Origin of the sequence: Brachybacterium sp. EE-P12 (genome assembly GCF_003711805.1) — a bacterium.
Lineage (GTDB): Bacteria > Actinomycetota > Actinomycetes > Actinomycetales > Dermabacteraceae > Brachybacterium.
Genome location: NZ_QXCP01000003.1, coordinates 97,398 through 122,511, shown reverse-complemented (window position 1 = coordinate 122,511; position 25,114 = coordinate 97,398). Strand labels below are relative to the sequence as shown.

The window sequence follows — 25,114 nt, the reverse complement described above, 5'->3', positions numbered from 1 at the left end:
GACCCGGTGACCCCGCCGTCCGCCACCGCTGTCCGCAGCCGCCCCTCGGCCCCGGCCGCTCCCCCTGCCCCCGCGCGGCCCGTACCGGCCATGGTGCGAGCCCCGGCCGTGTCGGTGCGGGCCCGCATGCACGAGGCCGAGCATCTGCTGCTGTGGCAGGTGCACGGGGCGGCCGATCTGGTGCTGGACGGGGAGATCGTGATGCTCCCCGCGGGCTCCGCCTGCTGGATCCCGGCCGGGGTGGTGCACTCCCTCGCGGTGCGCACGGACTCCGTGGTGCTGCCGCTCCTGTTCGATGCCGCCGCCACGCGCTCCCCCGCCGCGGGCTGCACGGTGCTGCCGATCCCCGAGGAGCTGCGCCCGCTGCTGATGCTGTCGGTGCAGTACCAGACCTCGATCATCTGCACCCCGGAGGCGCGCGAGCAGCTCGAGGCGCAGCTCATGGACCTGATCCGGTCCCGCTCCGCCCTGCCGCTGCCGGTGAGCGAGCCGGCGCGGAGCATCGCCGAGGCGCTGCGGCGGAACCCCGCGGATCCCCGCACCGCCCAGGTCCTCGCCGCGAGCGTGCACGTCTCCTATCGCACCCTCGAGCGGGCGTTCCTGCAGGAGACCGGCATGACGCTGCACCAGTGGCGGATCACGGGCCGGATGCTGGCCGCGACCCGCCTGCTGCGCGAGGGCATCGGCATCCCGGCGGTCGCCGCCCGGGTGGGCTACGCGAACGTGAGCGCCTTCGGGCGTGTGTTCAAGGAGCACGTGGGCGAGACGCCGCGGCGCTACGCCCGCCACCACGGCGCGAGCACCTGAGGGACGCCCCCTCAGGCGCCGAGCATCTCCCGCAGCGCCGGCGTGAGCCCCTCGACGTCCACCGGCACATCGGGCCGGCGGAAGAGCTCGGGGGTGACCAGGAAGCGCTGCTGCTCCTCGTTCGAGCCGGGCATCGTGGAGATCTCGGTGCCGTTGTCGACGTAGCCGCAGGCGCGGGAGACCCCGTACGAGGGCGCATTGCCGATCACGGCGGCGGACTCCGCCCGCAGTGCGCCGAGGTGGTCGAAGGCGAGCACGAGCATCGCCTGGCGCATGAGCTTCCCGCAGCCGTTGCCGTGGGCGTCGAGGGTCAGCCAGGAGCCCGAGGTGACGGTGCGACGCTCGGCGAAGCGCACGGCGGAGACGTCCTGGGCGCCGATCAGTCGCCCGCCCGCCCACACCCCGAAGGGCAGGGTCCACGACTCCGGGCTGATGCCGCAGCGCAGCCGCCACTGGAAGCGCAGCGCCTCACGCACGCGCACCTCCGGTTCGGCGCGGTACCAGGGGAACACCTGCGGGGAGTCCGGGTCCTCGAAGATCGGCCGACGGATCAGCGCCGCGTACTCGGGCAGGTCCTGGTCGGCGAGCGGTCGCAGGGTGAGCTCCCCGGCGCGGACGACGAGGCCGAGGGGCGGGAACAGCTCGCCGAGCGAGGGCAGGGCGGCGGGGGTCTGCGGGCTGGGACGTGTGCTCATCGGGCAAGGGTAGCCAGCGCATCCATGCCCGTCAGCCGGTCACCCGCTGCGTCCGGCGCCCGCCTGCCGCTGGACACCCCGCGCGCGCCTCGGGCCTGCATAGGCTGTGCGGCCATGAGCATCGATGTGCTGCTGAGCGGATTCGCCCCCTTCGACGGGGCCGAGCTCAACGAGTCCTGGGAGGCGGTGCGGGAGTCCGTCCCGGCCCTGGTCGCCCGCGGCGTCGATGCGGAGGCGGTCGAGCTGCCGGTGGAGTTCGGCGCCGGCTCGGCGCTGCTGGCGGAGGCGGTGCGGGCGCTGCGCCCCTCGCTCGTGGTCGCCGTCGGCCTCGCGGCGGGGCGCTCGGCGATCACCCCGGAGCGGGTCGCGATCAACCTCCGCGATGCACGGATCCCGGACAACGCGGGGGCGAGCCCGGTGGATGAGCCGGTGGTGCCCGGTGCTCCCGTCGGCCGCTTCTCCACCCTGCCGATCAAGGCGATGGTCGCGGCGCTCGCGGCCGACGGGGTGCCGGCCGCGGTCTCCCAGACCGCCGGCACCTACGTCTGCAACGACGTGTTCTACGCCCTGCAGCACCTGCTCGCGACCGAGCCGGCGCTCGAGGGAATCCGGGGAGGGTTCGTGCACGTGCCCGCGGCCGACGTCATCGACGCCCCCACCGCCGCCCGTGCGCTGGCGCGGATGGTCGAGGTGGCGCTCACGACGACCGCCGACGCGCGCCTGCCCGGCGGTGCCGAGCACTGACCGCGGCCAGGTCCCCCTCCGCGCCCGAGCGCCGTGCGCTCGTCACGCCCCGCCCCGCCTGTGACCCGGTGGAAACTCACGCCCGGCAGGCCGTCCACATCCCGCTCGTCCACGCCCACAACCGAGTTATCCACAATGTTCTCCACATCGGTGGAGAATGACAGTCTTGTAGTTCCGCACGTGCGAGCGTCGTCCCGGGCGTGTCGACGACATCCCGGACCTCTCGCCGGTTCGCTCGGTCCACAGTGCGACGATCCCCCGGAAGCACGCGAGAATCTCCGCATCGCTGCAGGTCACAAGCTCGCACCGCAGAGCGGCGAATCGGACATTCCACTCATGCGCGGGGTGTCACGCGCCGTAACCGGCCGCTGGGAACCGATGCGCGGGGCTCGAGGAGGGTGTATCGGGGCCCTCCGTCCCCACCGTCCGTCCACAGCGCTTCGGCAGTTGTCCACAGTCAGAGCGCGTCGTCCCCAACCCGGGGGCGGGTTATGCACATCGCCGTCCACAGCTGGGGAAAACCACATCGGTGTAGTTCCCCGTGGCGACCCGGCGAGCCGCGCGCCCGCCCCGCTCAGCTCAGCTCCACCGGAGTCCCTCGGCGAGTCAGCGAGCCTCGTGCACCCTCCTGCGCCGTCGGGGCCCCTCGACGGCGGCTCGGGGCTCAGCCGCCCAGCACGAGGAGGGTCTTGACCGCCACGAGCACCGCGCACAGGAGCACGGCGGCCACGACGAGCGCGCCGTGCACGAGCGCGGAACGGCGGGCGAGGGCCTGCCGGTCCGCGCCGGGACTCGCCTTCGGGCGCAGCGCGTACATCCCGGCGGTGAGCGCCGCGCCGAGCACGAGCCCGCCCAGGTGCCCCTGCCAGGAGATGTTCGGGACGGTGAAGGTGATCAGCAGGTTCAGCGCGATGAGCACGCCGATCTGGGCGACCTGCCCGCCCATGCGTCGGCCCACGATGAACGCCGCGGCGAACAGCCCGAACACGCCGCCGCTCGCGCCGACGGTGCCGGTGAGCCAGGAGTACCCCATCGGGTCGGCGATGACGTACACCGCGGTGTGGCCGCCGAGCACGGAGACCAGGAACAGGGCCGCGTAGCGCGCGGGGCCGAGGGTGCGCTCGAGGTACTGCCCCATGATCCACAGCGCGTACATGTTCAGCGCGAGGTGGAGCACGCCGCCGTGGAGGAAGCCCGCGGTGAGGAAGGTCCACGGCATCGCCAGGGCGCGGAAGGGGGCGAAGATCCCCAGCTGCTCGACGATCTGCGGGGCGAGGGTCTGCCCCACGAAGACCAGGACGTTCAGCGCGATCAGCGTGTAGGTGACCACGGGGGCGCCGCGGCCCATGCGTCCGCCCATGGCGGTGCGGGGCCGGGTCGAGGCCTGCTGTCGGGCGAGCTCCCGCTCGCAGTCCACGCAGAGCACGCCCACGTCGGTGGGACGCTGGCAGTCGGGGCAGGCGGGGCGGTCGCAGCGCTTGCACCGCACGTAGCTCACCCGGTCGGGGTGCCGCGGGCACACCGGCTGCTCGGACGGTCCGCCCGTCGGGCCCTGCGGCGGAGGGGCGTCGGCGGCGCTGTAGCCGTAGCTGGGTCTGTCCATGGGCCTCATTCCACCATGGGCGCCTGGGCCGGGCCGGGGCGTTCGCGGGCGGCGGGGCGGCACGGAGCGCGGCGGCGAGTTCCGCGCGACCGGGGCCGGGCAGGATCAGCGCGGGACGGGGAAGGCCTCGAAGAGCCGGTCGAAGCGGTGCCGCTGGGCTTCGCTCACGGGGCGCAGGGCGGTCAGCTCGAGGTGGCGCCGCTTCCCGGACCCGGCGGGCGCCCAGGTCCCCACCACCTCGCCGCGGCGCAGCGCGGTGCGGCGGAAGACGCCGTTGTTGCCCGGCGTGATCGCGCGGTGGCGCGCCGCGTCCATCAGGTAGAGCCGATCGCGGTAGCCGAGCACGAGCTCGTCGAAGCCGGGCAGCAGCAGCTCCTTCATCGACTCCGTCTCCGCCGCTGCGTAGTCCTCGAGCAGGCCCGGCCGCCAGAACAGGCGTTCGCCGTCCCCGCCGCGGGCGGCCTCGGCGGTGCTGTGGAGCCTGCCGTCGGCGTCCGCGAAGCCGCTCTCGAGCTCGGCCTCCACCTGCGGCAGCGCCTCGCGCAGGAGGCCGAGGGGCAGCTTCGAGAACCAGGCGAGGTCCCGCTCCCCCGCCGGGCCGCGGGAGGTGAAGTAGCGCCGGGCGAGCTCGGTCGCGGCGGCGGTGCGGTCGCCGTTGAAGGCTCCGTCGAGGTCGGTGCCGGTCGGGAGCCAGGTGCGGGCGAGCACCACGGCGGTCTCCCCCTCGCGCCACGGTCCGTAGCAGGCGTGGCCCATCGTGATCAGCTCGGCGAGCAGGTGGTAGCCGCGCCCTCCCTCCCAGGCGAGGCCCGCCTCCTCCCACGCCGCGCGCAGCTCGGCGCGCAGGATCCCGCGGCCGCCTCGGCGGGAGTGCGGAGCGGCGGCCACCTCGAGCACCTCCCGGGCGCGTTCGACCTGCGCCTCGTCGAGGCCCAGCCGGCCTCGGCGCGCGATCGCGGCGCGCAGCGGGCCGTCGGCGCACAGCTCGGTGAGCCAGGCGAGGGTGTCGGCGGCGACCGCGAAGACCGTGCCGCGCATCGGATAGCCGCGCACGATCTGCCCGTCATCGAGCGCGGCCAGGACGGGCTCGATCCGTCCGCCGCTGCGCAGGGCGAGGGAGGAGAGGACTCCCGGCAGGTCCTGGCCCTGGCTCGCCGCGAAGGCACGCGCGGCCTCGACGGGGCTGTCGGTGCGGGGAGCACCGGCGAGCCCCTGGGCGAGGATCCGGGCGCCGGCGAGGTGTCGCGGTGTCATGGAGCGAGCGTAGGGGGTCCGCCCGACGGGCGGACCGCTTCCTGCCCGGACAGCACGACGCCGCCGGGTCGCCGCTCGGGACGGCGACGCCGGCGGCGTCGTGCGCGGGGTGCTCGGCGCACCCGCGGGGTCACTTCTCGATCGAGACCTTCTCGATGACGACGTCCTCGAGGGGACGGTCGCGCATGTCGGTCTTGACCGCGGCGATCTCGTCGACGACCTTCTTCGAGTCCTCGTCGGCGACCTCGCCGAACACGGTGTGCTTGCCCTGCAGGTGCGGGGTGGGGCCCACGGTGATGAAGAACTGCGAGCCGTTGGTGCCCGAGGGACGGCCGGTCAGGGCGTTGCGGCGCTTGCCCGCGTTGGCCATGGCCAGGACGTAGGGCTCGTTGAAGTTCTTCTCCGAGATCTCGTCGTCGAAGGTGTAGCCGGGGCCGCCGGTGCCGGTGCCCAGCGGGTCGCCGCCCTGGATCATGAAGCCGGAGATGATGCGGTGGAAGACGACGCCGTCGTAGAACGGGCGGGTGACCTTCTCGCCGGACTCCGGATCGGTGAACTCCTTGGTGCCCTCGGCGAGGCCCACGAAGTTCTCGACGGTCTTGGGGGCGTGGTGGGGGAACAGCTCGACGCGGATGTCCCCGTGGTTGGTGTGAAGAGTTGCGAACATGGCGCAATCCTCGCACAGACCGCCCAGCCCGCCCGTCCCGGCGCAGGACGCGGCTCGCCCGCGGTCCGCGTGCGTCAGGGACCCTCGCGCGCGCCGTCAACACCTCCGCATCGGCTGTGAGCGTCCCGGAGCGATCGCGTTAGAGTTGTGCCACACGGGTCCGCGGCAGCCCTCGACTGCTCCGGCCCAGGGACCACCGTCGGCCCGACCCGACGGATTCGACCGAAAGGGGAAACCCCATGGCGCTCACGACGAAGCGCGAGGCGAAGAAGGCCTCGAAGAAGGCTTCCAAGAAGGCCTCGAAGGCCCTCGACGAGGCCGCCGGCGCGACCAGCCAGAACGCCCAGAAGGCCGTCGACGAGCTGCAGAAGCTCGCCGCCCAGGTGGGCCCGGTGGTGTCCGAGGGCGCCCGCGAGGCGCGCTCCAAGGCGACCGACCTGTACGACCAGTACGTCCCCGAGGCGCAGCAGAAGCTGCGCGAGCAGGGCGACAAGCTGTCCCAGAACCTCGGCCCCCGGGCGGACAAGCTCCGCCACGACCTCGAGGACGACTACCTCCCCCGCGCGCGCAAGACCGCCGAGACCACCGGCACGGTGCTCAAGGCCGCCGTCGAGGCGGCGCGCAAGGAGTTCGACAAGGGCCAGGGCGACATCCGCGCCGCCATCGTCGAGCCGACCCCGCAGAAGAAGGGCCGCGCCGGCAAGGTGCTGCTCATCCTGGGCCTGGCCGCGGCCGGTGCCGCCGCGGGCTACATCGCCTGGCAGAAGACCCGCCCGGTGGAGGATCCGTGGGCCCCGCCGGCGGACTTCGCCCGCGCGCACTACCCGGCCTCCGCCGGCACCGACTCGGACTCCTCGACCGTCTCGGACACCGTCGGCTCGGCCGACGCCGGCGACGTCGCCTCCGCCCTGAAGGGCGAGGACCGCTCCTCCGACGTGGAGCCCAAGGAGGTCAAGGTCGACTCGGATCCCGAGGCCTCCTCGGCCGACGAGGAGAAGCGCGGCAGCCACCGCGGCGACGCCTGAGCCTCCCGGCCCCGGTGCAGCACGGCGCGGCCCTCCCGTCCTCGGACGGCGGGGGCCGCGCCGTACGCATGCCCGGGGGCCGCGCCGTTCGCACATCCCCCAGGGTCCAGGCCCCGAGGAACGAGTTCCGTCCCGGGGCGACTCGTGCGAGCCCGAGGATGAGCCGCTGATGGACTGGACTGCGTGCACCGGGCCGGCCGGGCTCCTGACGGAGCGGCTGCGGCTCGCCCCGGTCTCCGAGACCGACGAGGCCGATCTGTTCGCCCTGCACTCGGACCCGCGCGCCTTCGCCGAGGACTCGACCGAGCCGCTGACCGATCCGGCGCAGATGCGCTGGGTGCTCGCGCAGTGGCGGGAGAGCTGGGCACGGCACGGCCTCGGACATCTCACGGTCCGGGCGCAGCAGGACCCGGCGGGCGATGGCGGTGCCGACCTGCCGGTCGGGCTGCTGGGCGTGGTGGGCCTCGTCCCGCTCTCGGACGGGGAGGGCGACCAGCCCCCCGTGCTCAGCGCCTACTGGCGCCTCTCCCCCGCCGCGACCGGGCTCGGCATCGCGACCGAGGCGATGCGCGCGGTGCTCGCACAGGCCCGACCCGATGCCTCCGGCCCTCCCGAGATCGTCGCGATCACGGCGGGCACCAACCAGCCCTCCCTCGCGCTCGCCGCACGGCTCGGCTTCCGGCCCGCACCTCCCGAGCGCCCGGTGCCCGGCGGCAGGCAGGGCGACGTGCTCCTGCTGCTGCCCCCGTCGGCCCCGGGCTCCCTAGACTGACGCCCATGCCCGCTGCCACGCCCGACCCCGGAGCGGGCCGCTACGCCCCGTCCCCGAGCGGCGACCTGCACCTGGGGAACCTCCGCACCGCGCTGCTCGCCTGGGCCCTCGCTCGGCGCACCGGGCGCGCCTTCCATCTGCGCATCGAGGACCTGGACCGGGTCCAGGAGGGCGCCGCGGAGCGTCAGCTCGAGGACCTCGCGGCCCTGGGCCTGGACTGGGACGGAGAGGTCGTGCACCAGTCGGAGCGAGGCGAGGAGCACGCCGCCGCGATCACCGCGCTCGGCGAGCGCGGCCTCGTCTACGAGTGCTACTGCACCCGGCGCGAGATCCTCGAGGCGCCGAGCGCCCCGCACGCCCCGCCCGGCGCGTATCCCGGCACCTGCCGCGACCTCTCCCCCGCCGAGCGCGAGGCGGGACGCGAGCGGATGCGGCAGCTGCGCCGCGAGCCGGCGCTGCGCCTGCGGGCCGAGGTGGGCTCCTGGCGGGTGCAGGACCTGTGGGCCGGGGAGGTCATCGGCGCGGTCGACGATCTCGTGCTGCGCCGCGGCGACGGCGTGGTCGCCTACAACCTCGCCGTCGTGGTCGACGACGCGGCGGCGGGTGTGGACCAGGTGGTCCGCGGCGACGACCTGCTCAGCTCCGCTCCACGACAGGCCCATCTCGCCGCACTGCTGGGGCTGGCCGAGCCGTCCTACGCGCACGTCCCGCTGGCGCTGAACACGGCCGGTGCGCGCCTGGCCAAGCGCGACGGGGCGGTGACGCTGAGGGACCGTCTGGCGCGCGGCGAGAGCGCGGCAGACGTGGTGGAGCGGATCGGGGACTCGCTCGGGCTCACGGGCTGTCGCACCGCGGCGGACGTGCTCTCGCGCTGGGACCCGGCCGGCCTCCGCCGACGGGCCTGGGTGGTGGACCTGCCCTCCTGAACCGGACCGCGGAGCGCAGGCGTCACCCCCGCCACACTTGTGACCCCGGGGTACCCAGCTTCGATACACCAGTGTATCGTCGCCGCGTGATGCGATTCCTCCGTGCTCTCCTCACCGCACTCTCGACCGCGCTCAGCACCGTCCTGTCCGCCCTCCGCAACGCCGGTGCCGCCGTCGGGCGCGGTGCCGCCGCTGTCGGACGCGGCACCGCCGCCGCCGGGCGCGGCGCCGTCGCTCTCCTGCCCGGGGAGTGGAAGAAGCCGATCGCCGCGCTGTTCGTCGCCGGCCTCGCACTCGTGCCGCTCGTCTACTCGGGCAACATGACCTGGTCGTTCATCGATCCGAGCAACAATCTGAACCAGATCACCGCGGCCGTGGTGAACGAGGACACGGGCGCGGACGCGGAGAGCCCGGACGGCGAGGTCTCCCACCTCGACGTGGGCGCGGAGTTCACGGACACCCTGCTGGAGAAGGACCAGGAGAACCTCTACCGCTTCGTGGAGGTCTCCCCCGGCGAGGCGCAGCGCGGCCTCGCCGACGGCACCTACGGGGCCACCGTCGCCATCCCCTCGGACTTCTCCGAGAACGTCGCCTCGCTCGGGGGCGATGCGATGGAGGCGGCCCCCGCGATGATCACCGTGACCACGAACGACTCGGTGAACTACGTCGGCGGCAACTTCACCAAGTCCGTCGGCACCGCGCTCACCGACGCGCTGCGCGCCTCGGTCCTCGAGGAGTACCTCGACCAGATCTACGTCGGCTTCACGACGATCCACGACGGGATCGTGGACGCGGCCGACGGCGCCGCCGAGCTCTCCGACGGGGCGGGCGACCTCCACGACGGCACGGGCGAGCTGGTCGACGGAACGGGCGAGCTCACGGACGGCACCGGCCAGCTCGTGGACGGGTCCACCGAGCTCGCCGGGGGTGCGGTCGACCTGCACTCCGGCAGCCTCGATCTCGTGGTCGGGCTGGACCAGCTCACCGACGGCGCGGTCACCCTGCGCGATGGCGTCGCGACGCTCGATTCAGGCGCTCAGGAGCTCTCCGGCGGCCTGGTGACCCTCGACGAGAAGGGGCGGCCGCTGCGCAGCGGCGCGAACGAGCTCGCCGGCGGCGCCGAGCAGCTCGCCACCGGGGCGAGCGAGCTCGCCGGCGGCGCGGGACAGGTCGCCGACGGCACCGAGCAGCTGGACGAGACCGTCGCCGGGGCCGCCGAGCGCGCCCGCGAGCTGGGCGTGACCGAGGAGAGCGTCCAGGCCACGAGCGAGGACCTGGTCACCGCGATCGACGATCTCGAGAGCGCGATCGACGGGATGCCGGAGCTGCTGGACGCCCCGGTCGACGCCGCCGACACCATCGCCACCACCACCGAGACCCTCGACGAGAGGGCCGGCGAGCTCGCGGAGACCGCCCGGGGCCTGGACGAGGCCACGGGCGACCGCGCCGAGGACGCGCGCACCCTCCGCGAGGGCGCCGACTCGATCGCCGAGGACGTCGAGACGCTCGAGACGGCCGTGCAGGATGCGGCCGAGGCGGCCTCTGCGTCCGCGACGTCCGCCGAGGCCTCGACGGAGTCCGCGGCGACCTCGGAGGGCTCGGCCGCCACCGTCGCCGAGGAGACCGGCGCGGTCGCCGAGAGCGCCGAGGACCTCGCCGGACGCTGCGCGGACTCGGGCGCGGACGAGGCGTTCTGCGAGGAGCTGGCAGGGCTGTCCGACGACGCCGCGCAGGCACGGGACGACGCGGCGACCGCCTCCGCTGACGCCGCGACCGCCTCCACCGACGCCGGGACCGCCTCCACGGACGCGGCCGAGGCCGACCGCCTGGCCCAGGACGCCGCGGGCACCTCCGCCGACGTGGCCGGCACCGCCGAGGGCATGACCGGCGCCGCCGCCGACATGGAGGAGTACTTCGAGACCCTCTCCACCACCACCTCGGCCCTCGCCGAAGGCGCCTCGGCTCTCGAGAGCACCACCTCGACCCTCGCCGAGGACGCCTCGACCCTGCACACGGACCTCGGCACGGCGCGGGACGACCTCGCCTCCGCCGTCCCGTCGGCGGAGCCCGGCCAGAGCGCCTCCGACCTCGCCGAGGACCTCGCCGACCAGGCCCGCACCGCCGCGCTCGCGCTGCCCGAGGCGTACCGCACTCTGGACCAGGGCGCGAAGGACATCCACCGCCTGAACGCCGGCGCCCGCGAGGTCGCCTCCGGCGCGGACCAGCTCGCCGCGGCGACGGGCACCGCCCGCGACGGCGCCCAGGATCTCGCCTCCGGCGTCACCCAGTACACCGACGGCGTGGGCTCGGCACGCGACGGCGCCCAGCAGCTCGCCGACGGCACCGGCACCCTCCGGGACGGCGCCGGGACGCTGGCCGACGGGACGGGCGACGCCCGCGACGGGGCGCAGCAGCTCGCCGACGGCTCCGGCACCCTCGCGGACGGCTCGGCGGAGCTCGCCGACGGCGCCCGCCAGGTGGACGACGGCGCGACGCAGCTCGATGACGGCGCGACCGAGCTGGACGACGGCGCCGGTGAGCTCGACGACGGCTCGACCGAGCTCGCCGACGGTCTCTCCGACTCGAAGGACGACGTCCCCTCCTACACCGACGAGGAGAGCAGCGAGCTCGCCGCGACCGCCTCGGACCCGGTGCAGATGAGCTTCGAGCGGGAGCACGACCTGGGCCGCTTCGGCGAGGGCCTCGCCCCGCTGTTCCTGGCGATCAGCCTGTGGGTCGGCGGCATGGCGATCTTCCTGATGATGCCGCCGTTCTCCGCCGAGGCGATGGCGCGCGGAGCGGGGCCGGTGCGGCTGCTGGCCGGCGGGCTCGTCCCGGCGCTCCTGCTGGGCCTCGTCCAGACCCTGATCGCCGTCGGGGCGCTGCACTGGCTGATCGGCATCACCGTGGAGGACCTGCCGCTGCTGCTCGGCCTCGCGGGGCTGACCTCGCTGGTGTTCGTCGCCCTGAACCACGGATTCGGCGCCCTGTTCGGTCCGGTCGGGAAGTTCGTCGCACTGGTGCTGATCGCGCTGCAGATCTCCGGGGCGGGCGGCACCTATCCGGTCGCGACCCTGCCGGGCTTCTTCCAGATGCTCCACCCGTACCTGCCGATGACCCATGCGGTCGACGCCTTCCGCGGCGCGATCGGCGGCGGCTGGATCGACCCGGCCGGGGACATCACCTGGCTGGTGGGCTGGCTCGTCCTCGGAGTGGTGCTGGGCCTGCTGGGCGCGATCGTCGGCCGACGACGGACACAGCGCGAGCTCGCTGCGGAGGACGCGGCCGAGCCCGGCGGGGCCGAGGCCGAGACGGCCGCCTCGCACGCCTGAGCCCCGGGCTCCCTCGCCGCTGGACCCCGCCGCTGCTCTGCCGGGCTCCTCCGATCTGCCGGGCTGCTCTGGGGTGTGGTCAGCTGCTGGCGGCTGGCGTCCCCGTACGCCTATATAGGCGTACTGGGACGCCCTGAGCCAGTACCTGACCATGCCCCGCCCGCCGGATCGCGCTCCGCCGTGCCGGCCACGCCCCCGACTACCCGGCCACGCCCTCGACAGTCAGGGCGCGCGCACTGGCCCGCCAGCGCGGCCTGAGCGCGTAGACGCAGGTCAGACGGGCCAGCGTGCTGCTCTCGTAGGCGGCGAGAGCATCCGGCGAGATGCTCGAGCTGCGGGCGGTCTCGTCGATCAGGGCACGCAGCTCGGCGGCGTGATCGGCGCTCCACAGCTTCTGCAGCTCGCGCCAGCGGGCGTGGGCGCGGAGGTTCCCGAGGTCGAGTGCGGCGTCGCCCCAGCATGCGGTGTCCACGTCGAGCAGACCGGGCCGCTCCCCCGTCAGGTGGAGGATCTGCTTGTCGTGCAGGTCGCGGTGCAGGAGAGCGGGGTGGTCCGGAGCGGGCACCGAGGCGAGGGAGCGCAGAGCCTCCTCGACGGCGCGCTCACGGCCCTCGGCGCCGCCGGGGTCGACGTCCGCGGCACGGTCCCGCCACTGGCGCAGCACCTCCGCCTCGGCCTCGGGCCCGTGGACGGGCGCGTCGGGCGGAGCCGCACCCGCACGTGCACAGGAGTCTGCCCAGGCCTCGAGCACGCCGCGCCAGGCGCGGCGCCAGGTGCCGTCGCGGAGAGGGAGCGGCTCGTGCAGGGTGGTGCCGGCGAGGGCCGCGAAGGTGACCGTGTCCCCGTCGGCCGCGAGCACCTCCGGGGTGCGGAAGGGGCCGTCGAAGGCGTGCGCGCGCTCGATCGCGTCCAGGAGGCGCGAGGCACGGCCGGGGCGCACGATCTTCACGAAGCGCACCGGGCGACCTCCCTCGTCGATCCGCACGACTGCGCGCTTGCCGGGACGCAGGGAGACGATCCAGGCTCCCGGGTGGGCGGCGAGGGTGCGGGCGAGGCCGGGCAGGCGCGGGTCCTCTCCGGGCGCGTGGAGGGTGACCTGCCCGGTCAGGGCGTCCATCCGGGCTCCGCGCAGCGCCTCGCCCTCCGCCCCCGGACCGCGCAGCTCGAGCGGGCGACCGCGGCCGTCGTCCGGCCAGGCCCGCTCGACGTGCCAGGTCTCCGCCCCGTCGTGGACGAGAGCGGGGATATCTGCCGACATCGGCGGGCCGGGCACGGACGTCGGGCCGGCGGGCACCGCATCGCGCGAGGTCATGGGCACGGGCACGGGACCGGCCCCGCCGGGCGCGGGCAGCAGCGCGGGGTCGGCGAGCACGGCGGCGGCGAGGTCGAGCCGCTCCTCGACCGCCTCCCCGGCGCGGGGGAGGAAGCGGCGCACGGGGTCCAGGGCCGTGGCGAGGAGCGCGCGGGCGGTCCAGGCGGCGAGCTCGTCCCGCGCCGGGAGGTCGCCGCCACCGGCGACGTAGCCCTCGAGGAGCGCGGCGCCGACGTGCTCGTCCCGGCCGGTCAGGCAGGCGGCGAGCCAGCTGCCGAGGTCGGCGCCGAGCGGCCCGGTGCCGGAGCGGTCCAGGTCGATGATGCGGATCCGGGGCTCACCGCCGGGAGAATCCACGAGCACCTGGTCCGGGCTGAGGTCGCCGTGGAGCAGGCCGGTCGCGGGCCGCTCGGGCAGCCGCGCGGCGAGTTCGCCGGCGAGCTGTGCGATGGCGAGCGCGCGGTGCGGGAGCAGGGCCTCGAGCTCGGCCAGGGTGGCGGGCAGGCGCGGGCCGAGCCGCGCCGTCGGCAGGGACCCGTCGGCGGGCGCGGCGTGCAGCCGTGCGATCGCCGCACCGGTCGCTCCCGCCGCCGCGGCGGCGGTGCCGGAGGAGGCAGGGGTCGGCTCTCCGGCGCTCGGCGCTCGGGAGGAGAGGTCCCCTGCACCCCAGTGCGCGCAGCGCACCACGGACCGGTCGCGGGTGGGATGCAGCGGGAGCGTCGGCACGCCCAGCTCCCGCCACTGCTGCGCGAGGTGCAGCAGCCGGTCCAGCGGGCGGGCCGCGACGCGCAGCACGTCCCCGCCCCCGGGCAGCACGATCACGGCGTGCCGGACGGGGTTGTAGGACAGGACCTGCAGGTCCGCGCCCCCGACCCCGCCCTCGCGGCGCAGGAGCCGATGCACGGAGCGGCCGATCCGGGGATCTGCCTCGAGACCGCCGCTGAGCAGGAACGTCCCTGCCGCCGCGAGGTGCTCGTGGACGGGCGCGCCGGAGCGGGCGGCGCGCCGCAGCACTCCGTCGCGCTTGTCGCGGGAGGCGGTCAGCAGCGTCCAGCCGGCCACGGCGATCCCTTCCCCGTCCGGGACGTCGGCCACGTCCTCGCGCACCCCGCAGTGTCCGACGAGCACGCTCGCGCCGGGCTTGACCCGCAGTCGCCGCGGGACGATCCCGCGCCCGTGCAGCGCCGAGAGCGACTCCGCCTCCAGGAGCCGCTCGGCGCCGGGCAGGGCCGAGTACGCGGAGAGCCGGCCGACGAGATCGGTCGCGCCGTCCCCGTCGGCGCCGTGCCCGTCGGCGCCGGCCCGGTCGGCACCTGCCCGGCGAGCAGCGGCCCGGTGAGCGGGGGCGATCATCGGCTCTCCTCCGTCGTCGTCGCGAGGTCGTCCTCGAGACGGTGCTCGAGCATCCAGCGGCTGTAGCGGGAATCGGGATCGGCGGCGAGCTGCTGCGGGGTGCCGTCCTCGAGGATCTCGCCGTCCTCGAGCCACAGCACCCGGTCCAACCCGGCCACGACCGTCGCGTCGTGGGTGATCGAGATCGTGGTGCGGTCCCGGGACAGCTCCCTCACCGACTCGTTGACCTGCGCCTTCGAGGCGGGGTCGAGGCCGGTGGTGGCCTCGTCGAGCACCACCACGGCGGAGCGGCGGATGATGGCGCGGGCGATGGCGAGGCGCTGGCGCTGTCCGCCCGAGAGGGTGTCGCCGCGGTTGCCGAGCACGGTGTCGTACCCGTCGGGCAGGGCGGAGACGAACTCGTGGGCGCCGGCGCGGCGAGCGGCCTCGACCACCTCGGCGTCGGTCGCGTCCTGGCGGCCGTAGCGGATGTTCTCGCGCACCGAGACCGTGAACAGCACCGACTCCTGGGGCAGGATCGCGACGTGGCGGCGCAAGTCCGCGAGCCGCACCCGGCGCACGTCGTGCCCGCCCACGCGCAGCGCCCCGGCGTCGGGCTCGGCCAGGCGCAGCAGGTAGGAGACGAGGGTCGACTTCCCGCCGCCGGAGGGGCCGAGGATCCCGAGCTGCTGGCCGGCGGGGACGTGCAGGTCCAGGCCCCGGAACAGGGGGCGTCCGTGGCCGTCGCGCGCGGTGAGCCCGCGCAGGTCGATGGTGCCGTCGCAGCGGGGCATCGGCTCCGGGGCCGGCGGGTCCTGGATCTCGACCTCCTCGTCCAGGAGGTCCGCGATCCGCTCCCCCGAGGCGCTCGCGCGGGCGATGCGGCCGGTGTACTTGGCCATGTCGCGCAGGGGCTTCATCGCGATCTTGAGGTACATGACGAACAGGACCAGGTCGCCGGGGGTCATGCTGCCGCGCAGCACCTGCAGCGCCCCGGAGAGCAGCACCGCGGCCTGGGCGATGCCGACGACGAGGTCCGTGGAGCGCTCGAGCCCGGCGGCGAGACGCTTGGCCCGCACCCCGGCCTTCATCGCCCGCTCGTTCCCGCCGGCGAACTCCCCGGCGACGGTGCCCTCGAGGCCGTAGGACTGGACCACCCGGATCGCGCCGAGCGCCTCGGCGGCGGAGCCCACGAGCGCCCCCTCCCCCTTGCGGGTGCTGCGGGAGGCCTTCACGATCGCGGGCGAGCTGGTGCGCGAGAGCAGCAGGTAGCCGAGCGCCGCGACCAGCACGATCCCGGCGAGGGAGGGCTGAAGGATGGTCATCACGACCATCAGCACGGCCAGGGTGATGACGTTCCCGATCAGCGGCAGGCCGGCGGTGACGGCCACGTCCTGCAGGCGTCCCATGTCGCCGACGAGCCGCTGGGAGGTGTCGCCGATCGAGGCGCGCTGGTGGTAGCGCAGCGACAGGGACTGCACGTGGTCGAACACGCGCGTGCGCAGCTCGGTCGCGACCCGCGCGCCGACGAGGGCGAAGGAGACGGTGGAGAGGTAGTTCGCCCCGGCGCGGCCGCCGACGAGGATCACCAGCGCGATCGCGCAGGCGATCACGGTGCCGGTGACGTCCAGGCCCAGCGGGGTCGCCTCGGGCAGGGAGGCACCGAGCGCGGCGCTGACCGCGTCGATCGCGAACTTCATCGGCCACGGCTCGAGCACGCGGAAGACCACGTCGGCCAGCAGGGCGAGGAGTCCCAGGACGACGAGCCCCGCGTGGCGGGGCAGGTGGGGGCGCACGACGTGGAGTGTGCGGCGCAACGCGGAGGCGTCCAGCGTGTCCTTGGTGCGCTTGGCGGACCGGCGGGGGGCCGGGGGCGCGGGGGTCCGCAGCCGTGCCCCGCCCTGCTTCCGTCCGGTGCGGGAGGTGCCGACGGCCATCACGCGGCCACCTCCACCTGCTCGAGCAGGTCCCGGCAGCGGCGACGCCAGTCGTGCTCGGCCACGGCCGCCTCCCGGGCGGCGCGACCCAGGCGGGCTCGGCGCTGCGGATCGGCGGCGAGCGCGTCGAGCGCCTCCGCGAGTGCGGCGACGTCCCCGGCCGGGACCAGCACGCCGAGCTCGCCGCCGGCCAGCATCTGCGGGATCGTGCCGATGGCGGAGGCGACCACGGGCAGCCCCGCGGCGAGGTACTCGTACACCTTCAGGGGCGAGAAGTAGTGGTCTCCGGCCGGATAGGGCGCGGCGGCGATGTCGAGGCGGTGCAGCACCTGCGGCACCTCGTCGGGGGCGACGGCGCCGTGCAGGCGGACGCGCTCGGCGATGCCGAGCTCGGCGGCGAGGCGGGCGAGAGCCTCGTGCTCGGGGCCGGTCCCGATGACCTCCAGGCGCAGGTCCTCGCGGGCGGCGGCGAGAGCATGCAGCAGCAGGTGGGTGCCGTGCCAGGGCTTGAGCGTGCCGACGAAGCCGACGGTGACCGGGGAGTTCGTGACGCGGCGCTCCCCGTCGGGTCGCGGGGTGATGCGGGCGGTGTTCACGCCGTTGGGGGTGACGACCACGCGGCTCGCGGCGGCCCCCTCGTCGCGCGCCCACCGGGCGACCTGCGGGGAGACGCAGGAGACGAGCCGTGCGGCGCGCAGCTGGCGGCGGGTGGCCTCGCGCGCGCCGGCCTCGTCGTGGAGGCTGCGGTGGGCGCGCTGCTCCTCGACCAGCGGCGCGTTGACCTCGAGGATCGCAGGGATCGCGGGGCCGTGCGCGGGATCGGCGAGGCGCGCGGCGACGTCGGAGAACAGGGAGTAGCGCTCGTGGACGAGGTCGAAGCCGTCGGCGGAGATCTCCTCGGCGATCGCGCCGGCGGCCGCGGCGACGGCGGCCTCGCGCTCCGGTCCGGCCCCCTTCGGGAGGCGGTGGCGGCGCACGTCGAGGTCGGCGAGGTCGGCGGGGACGTGGCTGTCCGTGCGGGTGCAGAACACGGTCACGTCGTGGCCCTCGGCGCGCAGGGCGCGGGTGACCTCCTGGACGTGCACCGAGGCGCCCTTGCTGCCGAACACCCCGATGCCCGGGTCGAGCAGGACGTAGGCGATCCTCATGGTCAGCTCCTGGTGATGGTGGCGAGCAGGGCGGGGTGCGCGGCGGGCGGTGCGGCATCGTCGACGACGTCGGGCACCGCCGTGTCCTCGACGAGGGCGCGCAGCCGTGCGGCCTGCCCGGGCGAGGAGTACTCCTTCTCGATGAGGGCGCGGGCGGCGTCGGTCAGGCGGCGCCGCGAGGTCGAGGTGGCCGCCTCCTGCAGCGCTGCGGCGAGGGCCGGGACGTCGTCGCACGGGACCAGCCAGCCGGTCTCGCCGGTGCGCACCACCTCGCCCACGGCCGTGACGTCGGCCGCGATGCACGGGATCCCGCTGGCCATCGCCTCGAGCAGCACGGTGGGCAGGCCGTCGGCGTTGCCGTCCGCGGCGATGACGAAGGGGGCGGCGAACAGATCCGCCTCCTGCAGCAGGGTGCGCACCTCCTCCTGCGTGCGGGGGCCCAGCAGCTGCACCGCGTCGTCGAGGCCGTGCGCCGTGATGCGGGCGGCGAGCTCCTCGCGCAGCGGGCCGTCGCCGACGATCGAGGCGGTCATCGCCGTGCCCCGGTCGCGCAGCGCGGCGATCGCGTCGATCAGCAGGGCGAAGCCCTTCTTCTCCACGAGGCGGCCGACGGCGAGGACCTGCGGCACGGGCCGCATCTCCGGCCGCGGCAGGTAGGGGAAGCGCTCGAGCTCGAGGCCGTTGCGCACCAGGTGGAGCCGCTGCGCCGCCCGCGGGAAGCGTTCGCGCAGGTGGTCGAGGTTGTAGCGGCTGATGGTGATCGCGTGGTGGGCGCCGGAGAGCTTCGTCTCGAGCTCCGCGTCGTCCACGTCGCGGTGGAAGATGTCCTTCGCGTGGGCGGTGAAGGAGTAGGGCAGGCCGGCGATCGACCCGGCCAGGCGGGCGACCGTCGTGGCCATCGACGCGAAGTGGGCGTGGAGGTGGGTGACGCCGTGCTCGCGCGCCAGGCGGGCGACGTCCAGGGCCTGCTCGGCCTCGTCGGCCTCGGCGGCCACGAGCTCGTCCAGCGTCGCGGTGGCCCCGGCGGCCAGGACGGGGTCCGCCATCGCCGCGCGCCAGGTCTCCCACAGCCGTCGCGGGCTCGCCGAGCGGCCGACGGGGATGACCGGGGCCTGGACCCGGGCGAGCTCGGGATGGAAGCGGGCGTCGGTGGGCGGGCGCAGGGAGAAGATGACGATCTGCTCGCCGGCGGCCTCGCGGGCGAGGATCTCCGAGACGATGAAGGTCTCGGAGAAGCGCGGGTACATCTTCAGCACGTACCCGAGGCGTCGGGGCTGGTCAGACTGCATGGCTGTGCACCTCCGGGAGGATGGGAAGGGGGCGGGAGGGACGCTCGAGCAGCGCCGCGGCCAGGTGCGGCACGGCCTCGAGTCCGTCGAGGTCGAGGCCGGTGCGCTCGGTGCTCGTGCCGACGGCGCGGGCCCACCAGGCGGTGATGTCCTCAGGGGTGAGGTCCTCGATCCGGCGCGTCTCGAGCGCGCCGACGGCGGCCAGGGCCTCCGCGCGGCGCGGCTGCTCCTGGCGGCGCCGGCTGCGGGGCACGACCAGGGCGGGGGTGTCGGTGTCCAGCAGCTCCGCGATCGTGTTGTAGCCGCCCATGCACACCACGGCGGCGGCCCCGGCGATCAGCTCCGGCACGTCGGGGGCGGTGCGGACCACGGCGGTGGTCTCGTCGGCGAGGTCGCGCAGCTCCTCGAGCGCGCCGGCGGGCATCTGCGGCCCGGTCACCAGCAGGTGCCGGCAGCCGTGCGGGGTCCGGGCGGCGACGGCGAGGCGGGCGAGCTCGGCGCCGTCGGACCCGCCGCCGAGCACGGTGAGCACGTACGGCGGAGGCGGGGCGGGCGAGGCACGTGGCGTGCGGGCGATGCGTGCGGCGGGTCGGCCGCGGGAGAGGTAGCCGGTCGGCTCGGCGAGGCGGGCGAGGGGGCCGGGCAGCTCGCCGGTGCGGCGCGGGTCGTAGACGCGCTGGTCGCCGTAGACCCACACAGCGTCCAGCAGGGAGGCGACGCGGGCGGCGCCGCCGAGGCTCTCCCATTCCGCGACGGCGACGCGCGGGGTGTCCAGCACCTCGCGCAGCCCCAGCACGGTGCGGCAGCCGCGGCCGCGGAGGGTCTCGAGCACGGGCAGCAGCTCGCCGTCGATGCCGAAGGGGTGGCGGTCGACGACGAGGAGGTCGGGGTCCAGGGTCTCGAGCGCCGCGGCGATGACGCCGCTGCGCAGGTCGCGCAGCGCGGCGGGGTCCATGCCGAGGCTGCGCGGCGTCCAGCCCTCGCGACCGCGGGTGAGGCCCGGGAGGATCAGCCAGTCCCAGCCGTCGGGGAGGGGGTCGCGGCCGGCGTCGGGGTGGCCGGCGACGAGCATGCCGCGCACGGGGCCGCCGGTCAGCGCGGGCAGGTGCCGGTCCAGGGCGTGGGCGAGGGCCCGGTTACGGCGCGCGTGCCCCAGCCCCACGGAGTCGTGGGAGTACAGCGCGATGGTCGTCTCCGCCATGGTGTGGGCCCTCCTGTGCTCGGTCCTGTGGTGGTCGGACACCGGAATGCTCCTCGTCCCGCGTGAGGTGAGGATGAGCCGATCATGAGGAGATCCTCAGACGGCGGAGAGGACGGCGATGGCGACCTCGTCCACCGCCCACGACTCATATCGCTCTGCGCACAGGTCGTGGCGGTGCAAGACGCGACGCCCCCGGCCGACGGGCGGGCCCGGCGCGGGACGGGGGGGCTGCCCGGCCGACGGGCGCAGGGGCCTACAGGTGCCGGGACGGACCGAGGGCGGTGAGCCCAGCTCACCGCCCTCATGCCGAGTCCGCTCTCCCCTGCCGACCCGGGGTCCATCTGCCTCGACCCCCGTTGCCGGGAGGAGGCGATGGCTCAAATGTAGGGGCGCGCCGGGCCTCCACGGAGGGACTCAGGTCCCGTGTGCCGGTGAGGGTGAGGACGGGACGAATGCTCGACACGTGCTGGAAGACGTCGCCCATGCCGATCGAGTCGGCGATGGTGCCGGGGGATCCCGCCACGCGCCCCGGCCCCACCACGCGCCCCGGTGTCACCGCGCAGCCGGGCACCGCCACGCGTCCCGGTGTCACGGCGCACCCGGGCACCGCCACGCGTCCCGGTGTCACGGGCGGGCCTATGGCGTCATCAGGTGGCTATATCTCCACCTCGTGTCGCCATAGGCCCGTCGGCGACTGGCCGCTGCGTGCGGAAGGCCGGACGGAGCGACGGGGGCCGGACGGAGCGGGGCGGGACCTCGCGCGACAGGCAGGGCCGGGCGTGGCGCGCTACTCCCCCGCGCGCAGCAGCGGCGGGACGAGGGAGGTGCCGGGACCTGCGCGGTACAGCCGGGCGGGGCGCCCGCCCGTCGGCGCGGCGTGGCGCTCGAGGTCGACGAGGAAGCCCTCCGAGCGGGTGGCCTTGCGGTGGAAGTTGCCGGCGTCGAGGCTGCACCCCCACACGCTCTCGTACACCCCGCGCAGCTGGGAGATCGTGAACTCGTCGGGCAGGAAGGTCACCGCGAGCGTCGTGTACTCGAGCTTGCTGCGGGCCCGCTCGATCGCGGCCTCGAGCACCGTGGCGTGGTCGAAGGCGAGGGTGATCCCGTCGAGATCGGCGAGCGACCACCAGCGCGCGTCGGCGACGTCCTCGCCGCGGAGGGGATCGGGAAGGTCGGCGCCCAGCGCCATGAACGCGACGGAGACGACGTGGCCGCGCGGGTCACGGCCGGGGGTGCCGAAGGTGCGCACCTGCTCGAGGTGCACGGCGCCGCTGCCCAGCGACGCCTCGTCGGACAGCACCCTGTAGGCGGCGCCCTCGAGCTCCTCTCCGTGCTCGATGAACCCGCCGGGCAGCGCCCAGGCGCCGCGGTGCGGCTCGTCCTCGCGCTGGATGAGCAGCACGCTCAGCGCGCCGTCGCGGAGGGTCAGGACGACGAGGTCGACGGCGACGTGGATCTCGGAGGCGCGGCTCTCGCTCGAGGAGGACATGCGCCCACGATATGTGGGGTTCTGGTCACTGTGACACCTGTTGGTCGGACGACTCACAGGTAACGTCCACCGGTCCCTGGTCCCCGGCCGCCGACCGGCCCCTCCGGTTCACTCGGCGATCCAGCGGTCCCACTTCTCGGCGCGGTGCTCGGCCTCGACGAGCCGCACGGTCCCGGAGGTCGAGCGCATGACGATCGACTCGGTGACGATGCGGTCGTGGCGGTAGCGGACCCCGCGCAGCAGGTCGCCGTCCGTGATGCCGGTGGCGGCGAAGTAGCAGTTGTCGGAGGTGACCAGGTCGTCCGTGGTGAGCACCCGGTCCAGATCGTGGCCCGCGTCGAGCGCCTTCTGGCGCTCGTCGTCGTCGGTCGGGGCGAGCCGGCCCTGGATCATGCCGCCGGTGGCCTTGACGGCGCAGGCGGCGATGATGCCCTCGGGGGTGCCGCCGGTGCCCAGCAGCATGTCGACCCCGGCGCCGCGGGCGGCGGCGATCGCACCGGCCACGTCGCCGTCCATGATGAACTTGACGCGCGCCCCGGCGGCGCGGATCTCCTGGACCAGCGGCTCGTGGCGCGGCCGCTCGAGCACGCACACGGTGACCTGGTTAACGGGCTTGTCCAGCGCCTTGGCGACGAGCTTGATGTTCTGCTCGATCGGCAGGCGCAGGTCGACGTACTCCGCAGCCTCGGGCCCCACCACCATCTTCTCCATGTAGAACACGGCCGACGGGTCGTACATGCTGCCCTTCTCCGCGACTGCGAACACGGCCAGGGCGTTGTTGTAGCCGAGAGCGGTGAGGCGGGTGCCGTCGATCGGGTCGACCGCGACGTCGACGTCCGGCCCGGTCCCGTCGCCGACGGCCTCCCCGTTGAACAGCATCGGGGCCTCGTCCTTCTCGCCCTCGCCGATCACGACGGTGCCGTTCATGCGCACGGTGTCCATGAAGGAGCGCATCGCGTCGACGGCGGCGCCGTCGGCCCGGTTCTTGTCCCCCGCGCCCACCCAGCGGCCGCCGGCGATGGCGGCGGCCTCGGTGACGCGCACCAGTTCGAGGGCGAGGTTGCGATCGGGGGCGGTGGAGGTCGCGGAAGGCGGCGTGGCGGCGGTCGGGGTCATGGGGGTCTCCCTCGTCGTCGAGAACATGGCGGCGCCGGGCTGCCTGACCTGCCGGAGCGACAGGCCGATCGGTGCCTGACGTGCGCCTCCGACTGTAGCCGACAGCCCCCGCCGCACCCGCACCCGAGGGATGCTCGCTTCTCAGCCACCTCGGGGCAAGAAGTGGCTCAGAAACGAGCATTCGCGGCTCGGGCAGCTCGCGCGGCTCGCGCGGCTCGGGCGGCTCGGGCAGCTCGCGCGGCTCGGGCGGCTCGGCTGGCTCGGGCGGCTCGAACGGCTCGGCCAGCTCACGCGGCTCGGGCGGCCGAACGACCGGGCCGCCCGGCCCAAGCGGGCCTCAGACGCTGATCACGTCGGCGGCGCTGCCGGTGCGGGAGCTCTCGTAGGCGGCGAGGATGATGCCGAGCACGGCGATGCCCTCGTCCTCGGTGTTCAGCGGGCGTCGGCCGGTCTCCAGGCAGGTGACGAAGTCCGCGATCTCGGCGACGAAGGTGTCCACCGGCTCGTGCTCGAAGACCTGCTCCTCGCCGCCGCGCAGCTTCACGCGCAGCGTCGTGCCGTCGGAGGAGAGCGAGCCCTTCTCCCCCACCACGGAGAAGCGGTCCGTGCCGGGCGCGGCCTCATAGGCCCAGGAGGTGACCAGCTGGCCCACCGAGCCGTTGTCGAAGCGGACCAGCACCTGCGCGGAGTCCTCGCCCTCCATGAACTTCAGCCGATGCGTGGACATCATCGCGAAGGCGGAGACGGGCCTGCCGCCCGAGAGGTGCATGAGCAGATAGGTGGGGTGGTAGCCGGTGTCGATGTACTCGCCGCCGCCGCTGGTCGCGGTGTGCGCGCGCCAGCCCATGTTCGCGGGGTCGAAGTCGTTGTAGAACGAGTCGGTGGTGCGCACCTCGTAGACCTCGCCCAGCTGGCCCGAGTCGATGATCTCCTTCGCCTTCGCGACGGCGGGGAGGAACAGCTGGTTGTGGGCGCACATGAGGGTGACGCCGGCCGTCGTGACGGCGGCGCGCACCTCGGCGGCCTCCTCGGCGGTCAGGCACAGCGGCTTCTCGCACAGGATGTGCTTGCCGGCCTCGGCGGCGGCGACGATCGCGGCCTTGTGCAGGTGGTGGGGCAAGCAGATGTCGACGGCGTCGACCTCGGGGTCCTGCACGAGCTCGTGGAAGTCGGCGTAGCCTCTCGCGCCGGTCTCCTCGGTGCGGGCGGCGAGGGTCTCCGGGCTCGCGTCGGCGATCGCGGTGACGCGGGCACGGTCGGGGATCGCGCCGTAGCCCTTGAGGTGGGCGTTGGCGATGCCGCCGCCGCCGATGATGCCGATGCGGACGGGGAGGGTGAGGGTCATGGGTGCTCCTGCGAGGTCTGGTTCTGGTCTGCGGGTCGTGCGGGGCCGGGCCGACGAGGTCGGGCCGACGGGGCCGGCCCGGTGGGGCCGGCGGGATCGTGGGCGGCCGACGCGCCGGCGGCGCCGGCCGCCGGGGTCAGGCGGTCGCTGCGGCGTTGGCGGCGACGGTCAGGGCGGTCAGCGCCCGGGCGCGGGAGAGGTTCTCCTCGGTGCGCACACCGGTGCGGATCGCCTCGACCCACTGGTCGAAGGGTGCGGGGGCGTCGGCCGGGACCGGGAGGTCCTCCCACCCGTCGGCCGTGCCCAGGCGCATCCGCTGCTCGGCGTCGTCGAACAGGAGGGCCCCCTCCGTGCCCTGCATCTCGATCGAGAAGGGGCTCGCGGGGGTGACGAAGCCGGTCTCGATCACGCCGATCGCGCCGTCCGGCGTGATGATCGTGACCGAGGCGTTGTCCTCGACGCCGCGCCCGGTCATGTCGGTGTAGCTCGCGCGCACGGTCGCGGCCTCCTCGCCCAGGATCAGCTGGGTGAGGTAGACGGGATGGGCGGCGAGGTCGGAGAAGGCGCCGCCGACGGCCTCGGCCGGGTCGTAGAAGCGCTCGGGCAGCCAGTCGGCGGTCGAGCCGTTGTGGGCCAGGCGCACCCGCGAGTAGGTGAGCCGGCCCAGCCGGCCCGAGTCCAGCACCTCGCGCAGCGCGCGCGTGTAGCCGTGGGACAGGCGCGGCAGGGAGACGGTGATCTGCACGCCGGCGGCCTCGGCCGCCGAGGTCAGGGCGTCGCAGCCCTCCACCGTCGGCGAGAGCAGCTTCTCGGTAAAGACGTGCTTGCCGGCGGCGATGACGCGGCCCAGGATCTCGTCGTGGTCGGTGGTCGCGGTCGTGTTCGTGACGCCGTCGAGGTCCTCGCGGGCCAGGAGCGTGTCGAGGTCCGCCTCGAAGGGGACGCCGAGGCGGCCCGCGAGCTCGCGGCCGCGGCCGGTGTCGTCGTCCCAGACGGCCACGAGCTCCGTGTCCGGGTGGTCGATCGCGGCGCGGCCGTACTCCTCGGCGTGGACGTGCCAGGCGGAGAGCACGGCGATGCGCAGGGGGTGGGTCATGGGGTGGGTTCCTTCTTCCCGTCG

At 74.7% G+C, this 25,114-nt stretch carries 19 protein-coding genes; 6 read left to right on the top strand and 13 right to left on the bottom strand.

Annotation, left to right across the window (positions count from 1 at the left end; translation table 11 throughout):
- Positions 1-6: 6 nt before the first annotated feature.
- A complete protein-coding gene (locus D1648_RS02020) occupies positions 7-807 on the top strand; it encodes an AraC family transcriptional regulator (protein ID WP_126281961.1) in 801 nt (266 codons plus the stop codon).
- 11 nt (positions 808-818) lie between these two features.
- Here the strand turns inward: D1648_RS02020 and D1648_RS02015 are convergent, their stop codons facing one another.
- Positions 819-1,502: a GNAT family N-acetyltransferase gene (locus D1648_RS02015; RefSeq protein WP_122939145.1), complete on the bottom strand. Its 684-nt coding sequence runs from the start codon at positions 1,500-1,502 to the stop codon at positions 819-821.
- A 114-nt stretch (positions 1,503-1,616) separates the two neighbouring features.
- Here D1648_RS02015 and D1648_RS02010 point away from each other — a divergent pair, with 114 nt between their 5' ends.
- Positions 1,617-2,246, top strand: coding sequence for a pyroglutamyl-peptidase I (locus D1648_RS02010; protein WP_122939144.1), 630 nt, complete (start codon positions 1,617-1,619; stop codon positions 2,244-2,246).
- Positions 2,247-2,910: 664 nt separating this feature from the next.
- Here the strand turns inward: D1648_RS02010 and D1648_RS02005 are convergent.
- The 3 genes from D1648_RS02005 to D1648_RS01995 form a co-directional block, all read right to left on the bottom strand.
- Positions 2,911-3,849, bottom strand: a complete 939-nt coding sequence (locus D1648_RS02005) for a rhomboid family intramembrane serine protease (RefSeq protein WP_122939143.1) — start codon at positions 3,847-3,849, stop codon at positions 2,911-2,913.
- 105 nt (positions 3,850-3,954) lie between these two features.
- Complete coding sequence (locus D1648_RS02000; RefSeq protein WP_122939142.1) at positions 3,955-5,103, bottom strand: DNA glycosylase AlkZ-like family protein; 1,149 nt, start codon at positions 5,101-5,103, stop codon at positions 3,955-3,957.
- Positions 5,104-5,233: 130 nt separating this feature from the next.
- Positions 5,234-5,770 (bottom strand): peptidylprolyl isomerase, encoded by a 537-nt coding sequence (locus D1648_RS01995; protein ID WP_164518542.1) that lies wholly within the window; start codon positions 5,768-5,770, stop codon positions 5,234-5,236.
- Positions 5,771-6,009: 239 nt separating this feature from the next.
- Here D1648_RS01995 and D1648_RS01990 point away from each other — a divergent pair, with 239 nt between their 5' ends.
- The 4 genes from D1648_RS01990 to D1648_RS01975 all read left to right on the top strand — a co-directional run bounded on the left by D1648_RS01990 (position 6,010) and on the right by D1648_RS01975 (position 11,825).
- Positions 6,010-6,795 (top strand): hypothetical protein, encoded by a 786-nt coding sequence (locus D1648_RS01990; protein ID WP_122939140.1) that lies wholly within the window; start codon positions 6,010-6,012, stop codon positions 6,793-6,795.
- A gap of 169 nt (positions 6,796-6,964) precedes the next feature.
- On the top strand, positions 6,965-7,567 hold the full coding sequence (locus tag D1648_RS01985) for a GNAT family N-acetyltransferase (RefSeq protein WP_122939139.1): 603 nt from the start codon (positions 6,965-6,967) through the stop codon (positions 7,565-7,567).
- Between the two features lie 5 nt (positions 7,568-7,572).
- On the top strand, positions 7,573-8,493 hold the full coding sequence (gene gluQRS, locus D1648_RS01980) for a tRNA glutamyl-Q(34) synthetase GluQRS (protein ID WP_164518541.1): 921 nt from the start codon (positions 7,573-7,575) through the stop codon (positions 8,491-8,493).
- An 89-nt stretch (positions 8,494-8,582) separates the two neighbouring features.
- A complete protein-coding gene (locus D1648_RS01975) occupies positions 8,583-11,825 on the top strand; it encodes a YhgE/Pip domain-containing protein (RefSeq protein WP_122939358.1) in 3,243 nt (1,080 codons plus the stop codon).
- 199 nt (positions 11,826-12,024) lie between these two features.
- On the opposite strand, the gene D1648_RS01970 is transcribed toward D1648_RS01975, so the two are convergent.
- The 9 genes from D1648_RS01970 to D1648_RS01930 form a co-directional block, all read right to left on the bottom strand.
- Positions 12,025-14,490 (bottom strand): aminoglycoside phosphotransferase family protein, encoded by a 2,466-nt coding sequence (locus D1648_RS01970; protein ID WP_122939138.1) that lies wholly within the window; start codon positions 14,488-14,490, stop codon positions 12,025-12,027.
- A complete protein-coding gene (locus D1648_RS01965) occupies positions 14,487-16,406 on the bottom strand; it encodes an ABC transporter ATP-binding protein (RefSeq protein WP_122939137.1) in 1,920 nt (639 codons plus the stop codon). The genes D1648_RS01970 and D1648_RS01965 overlap by 4 nt, the downstream gene beginning before the upstream one ends.
- Positions 16,406-17,554: a glycosyltransferase family 4 protein gene (locus tag D1648_RS01960; protein ID WP_122939136.1), complete on the bottom strand. Its 1,149-nt coding sequence runs from the start codon at positions 17,552-17,554 to the stop codon at positions 16,406-16,408. The genes D1648_RS01965 and D1648_RS01960 overlap by 1 nt, the downstream gene beginning before the upstream one ends.
- Before the next feature lie 2 nt (positions 17,555-17,556).
- A complete protein-coding gene (locus D1648_RS01955) occupies positions 17,557-18,843 on the bottom strand; it encodes a glycosyltransferase (RefSeq protein WP_122939135.1) in 1,287 nt (428 codons plus the stop codon).
- Positions 18,833-20,044 (bottom strand): glycosyltransferase family protein, encoded by a 1,212-nt coding sequence (locus D1648_RS01950; RefSeq protein WP_122939134.1) that lies wholly within the window; start codon positions 20,042-20,044, stop codon positions 18,833-18,835. The genes D1648_RS01955 and D1648_RS01950 overlap by 11 nt, the downstream gene beginning before the upstream one ends.
- 787 nt (positions 20,045-20,831) lie before the next feature.
- Positions 20,832-21,533, bottom strand: coding sequence for an NUDIX domain-containing protein (locus tag D1648_RS01945; RefSeq protein WP_122939133.1), 702 nt, complete (start codon positions 21,531-21,533; stop codon positions 20,832-20,834).
- A 108-nt stretch (positions 21,534-21,641) separates the two neighbouring features.
- Entirely contained in the window at positions 21,642-22,649 is a 1,008-nt protein-coding gene (gene glpX / locus D1648_RS01940) for a class II fructose-bisphosphatase (protein WP_122939132.1), read from the bottom strand.
- 337 nt (positions 22,650-22,986) lie between these two features.
- Positions 22,987-23,994, bottom strand: a complete 1,008-nt coding sequence (locus D1648_RS01935; RefSeq protein ID WP_122939131.1) for a Gfo/Idh/MocA family protein — start codon at positions 23,992-23,994, stop codon at positions 22,987-22,989.
- 136 nt (positions 23,995-24,130) lie between these two features.
- Positions 24,131-25,090: a Gfo/Idh/MocA family protein gene (locus D1648_RS01930; protein ID WP_122939130.1), complete on the bottom strand. Its 960-nt coding sequence runs from the start codon at positions 25,088-25,090 to the stop codon at positions 24,131-24,133.
- Between the last annotated feature and the right edge of the window lie 24 nt (positions 25,091-25,114).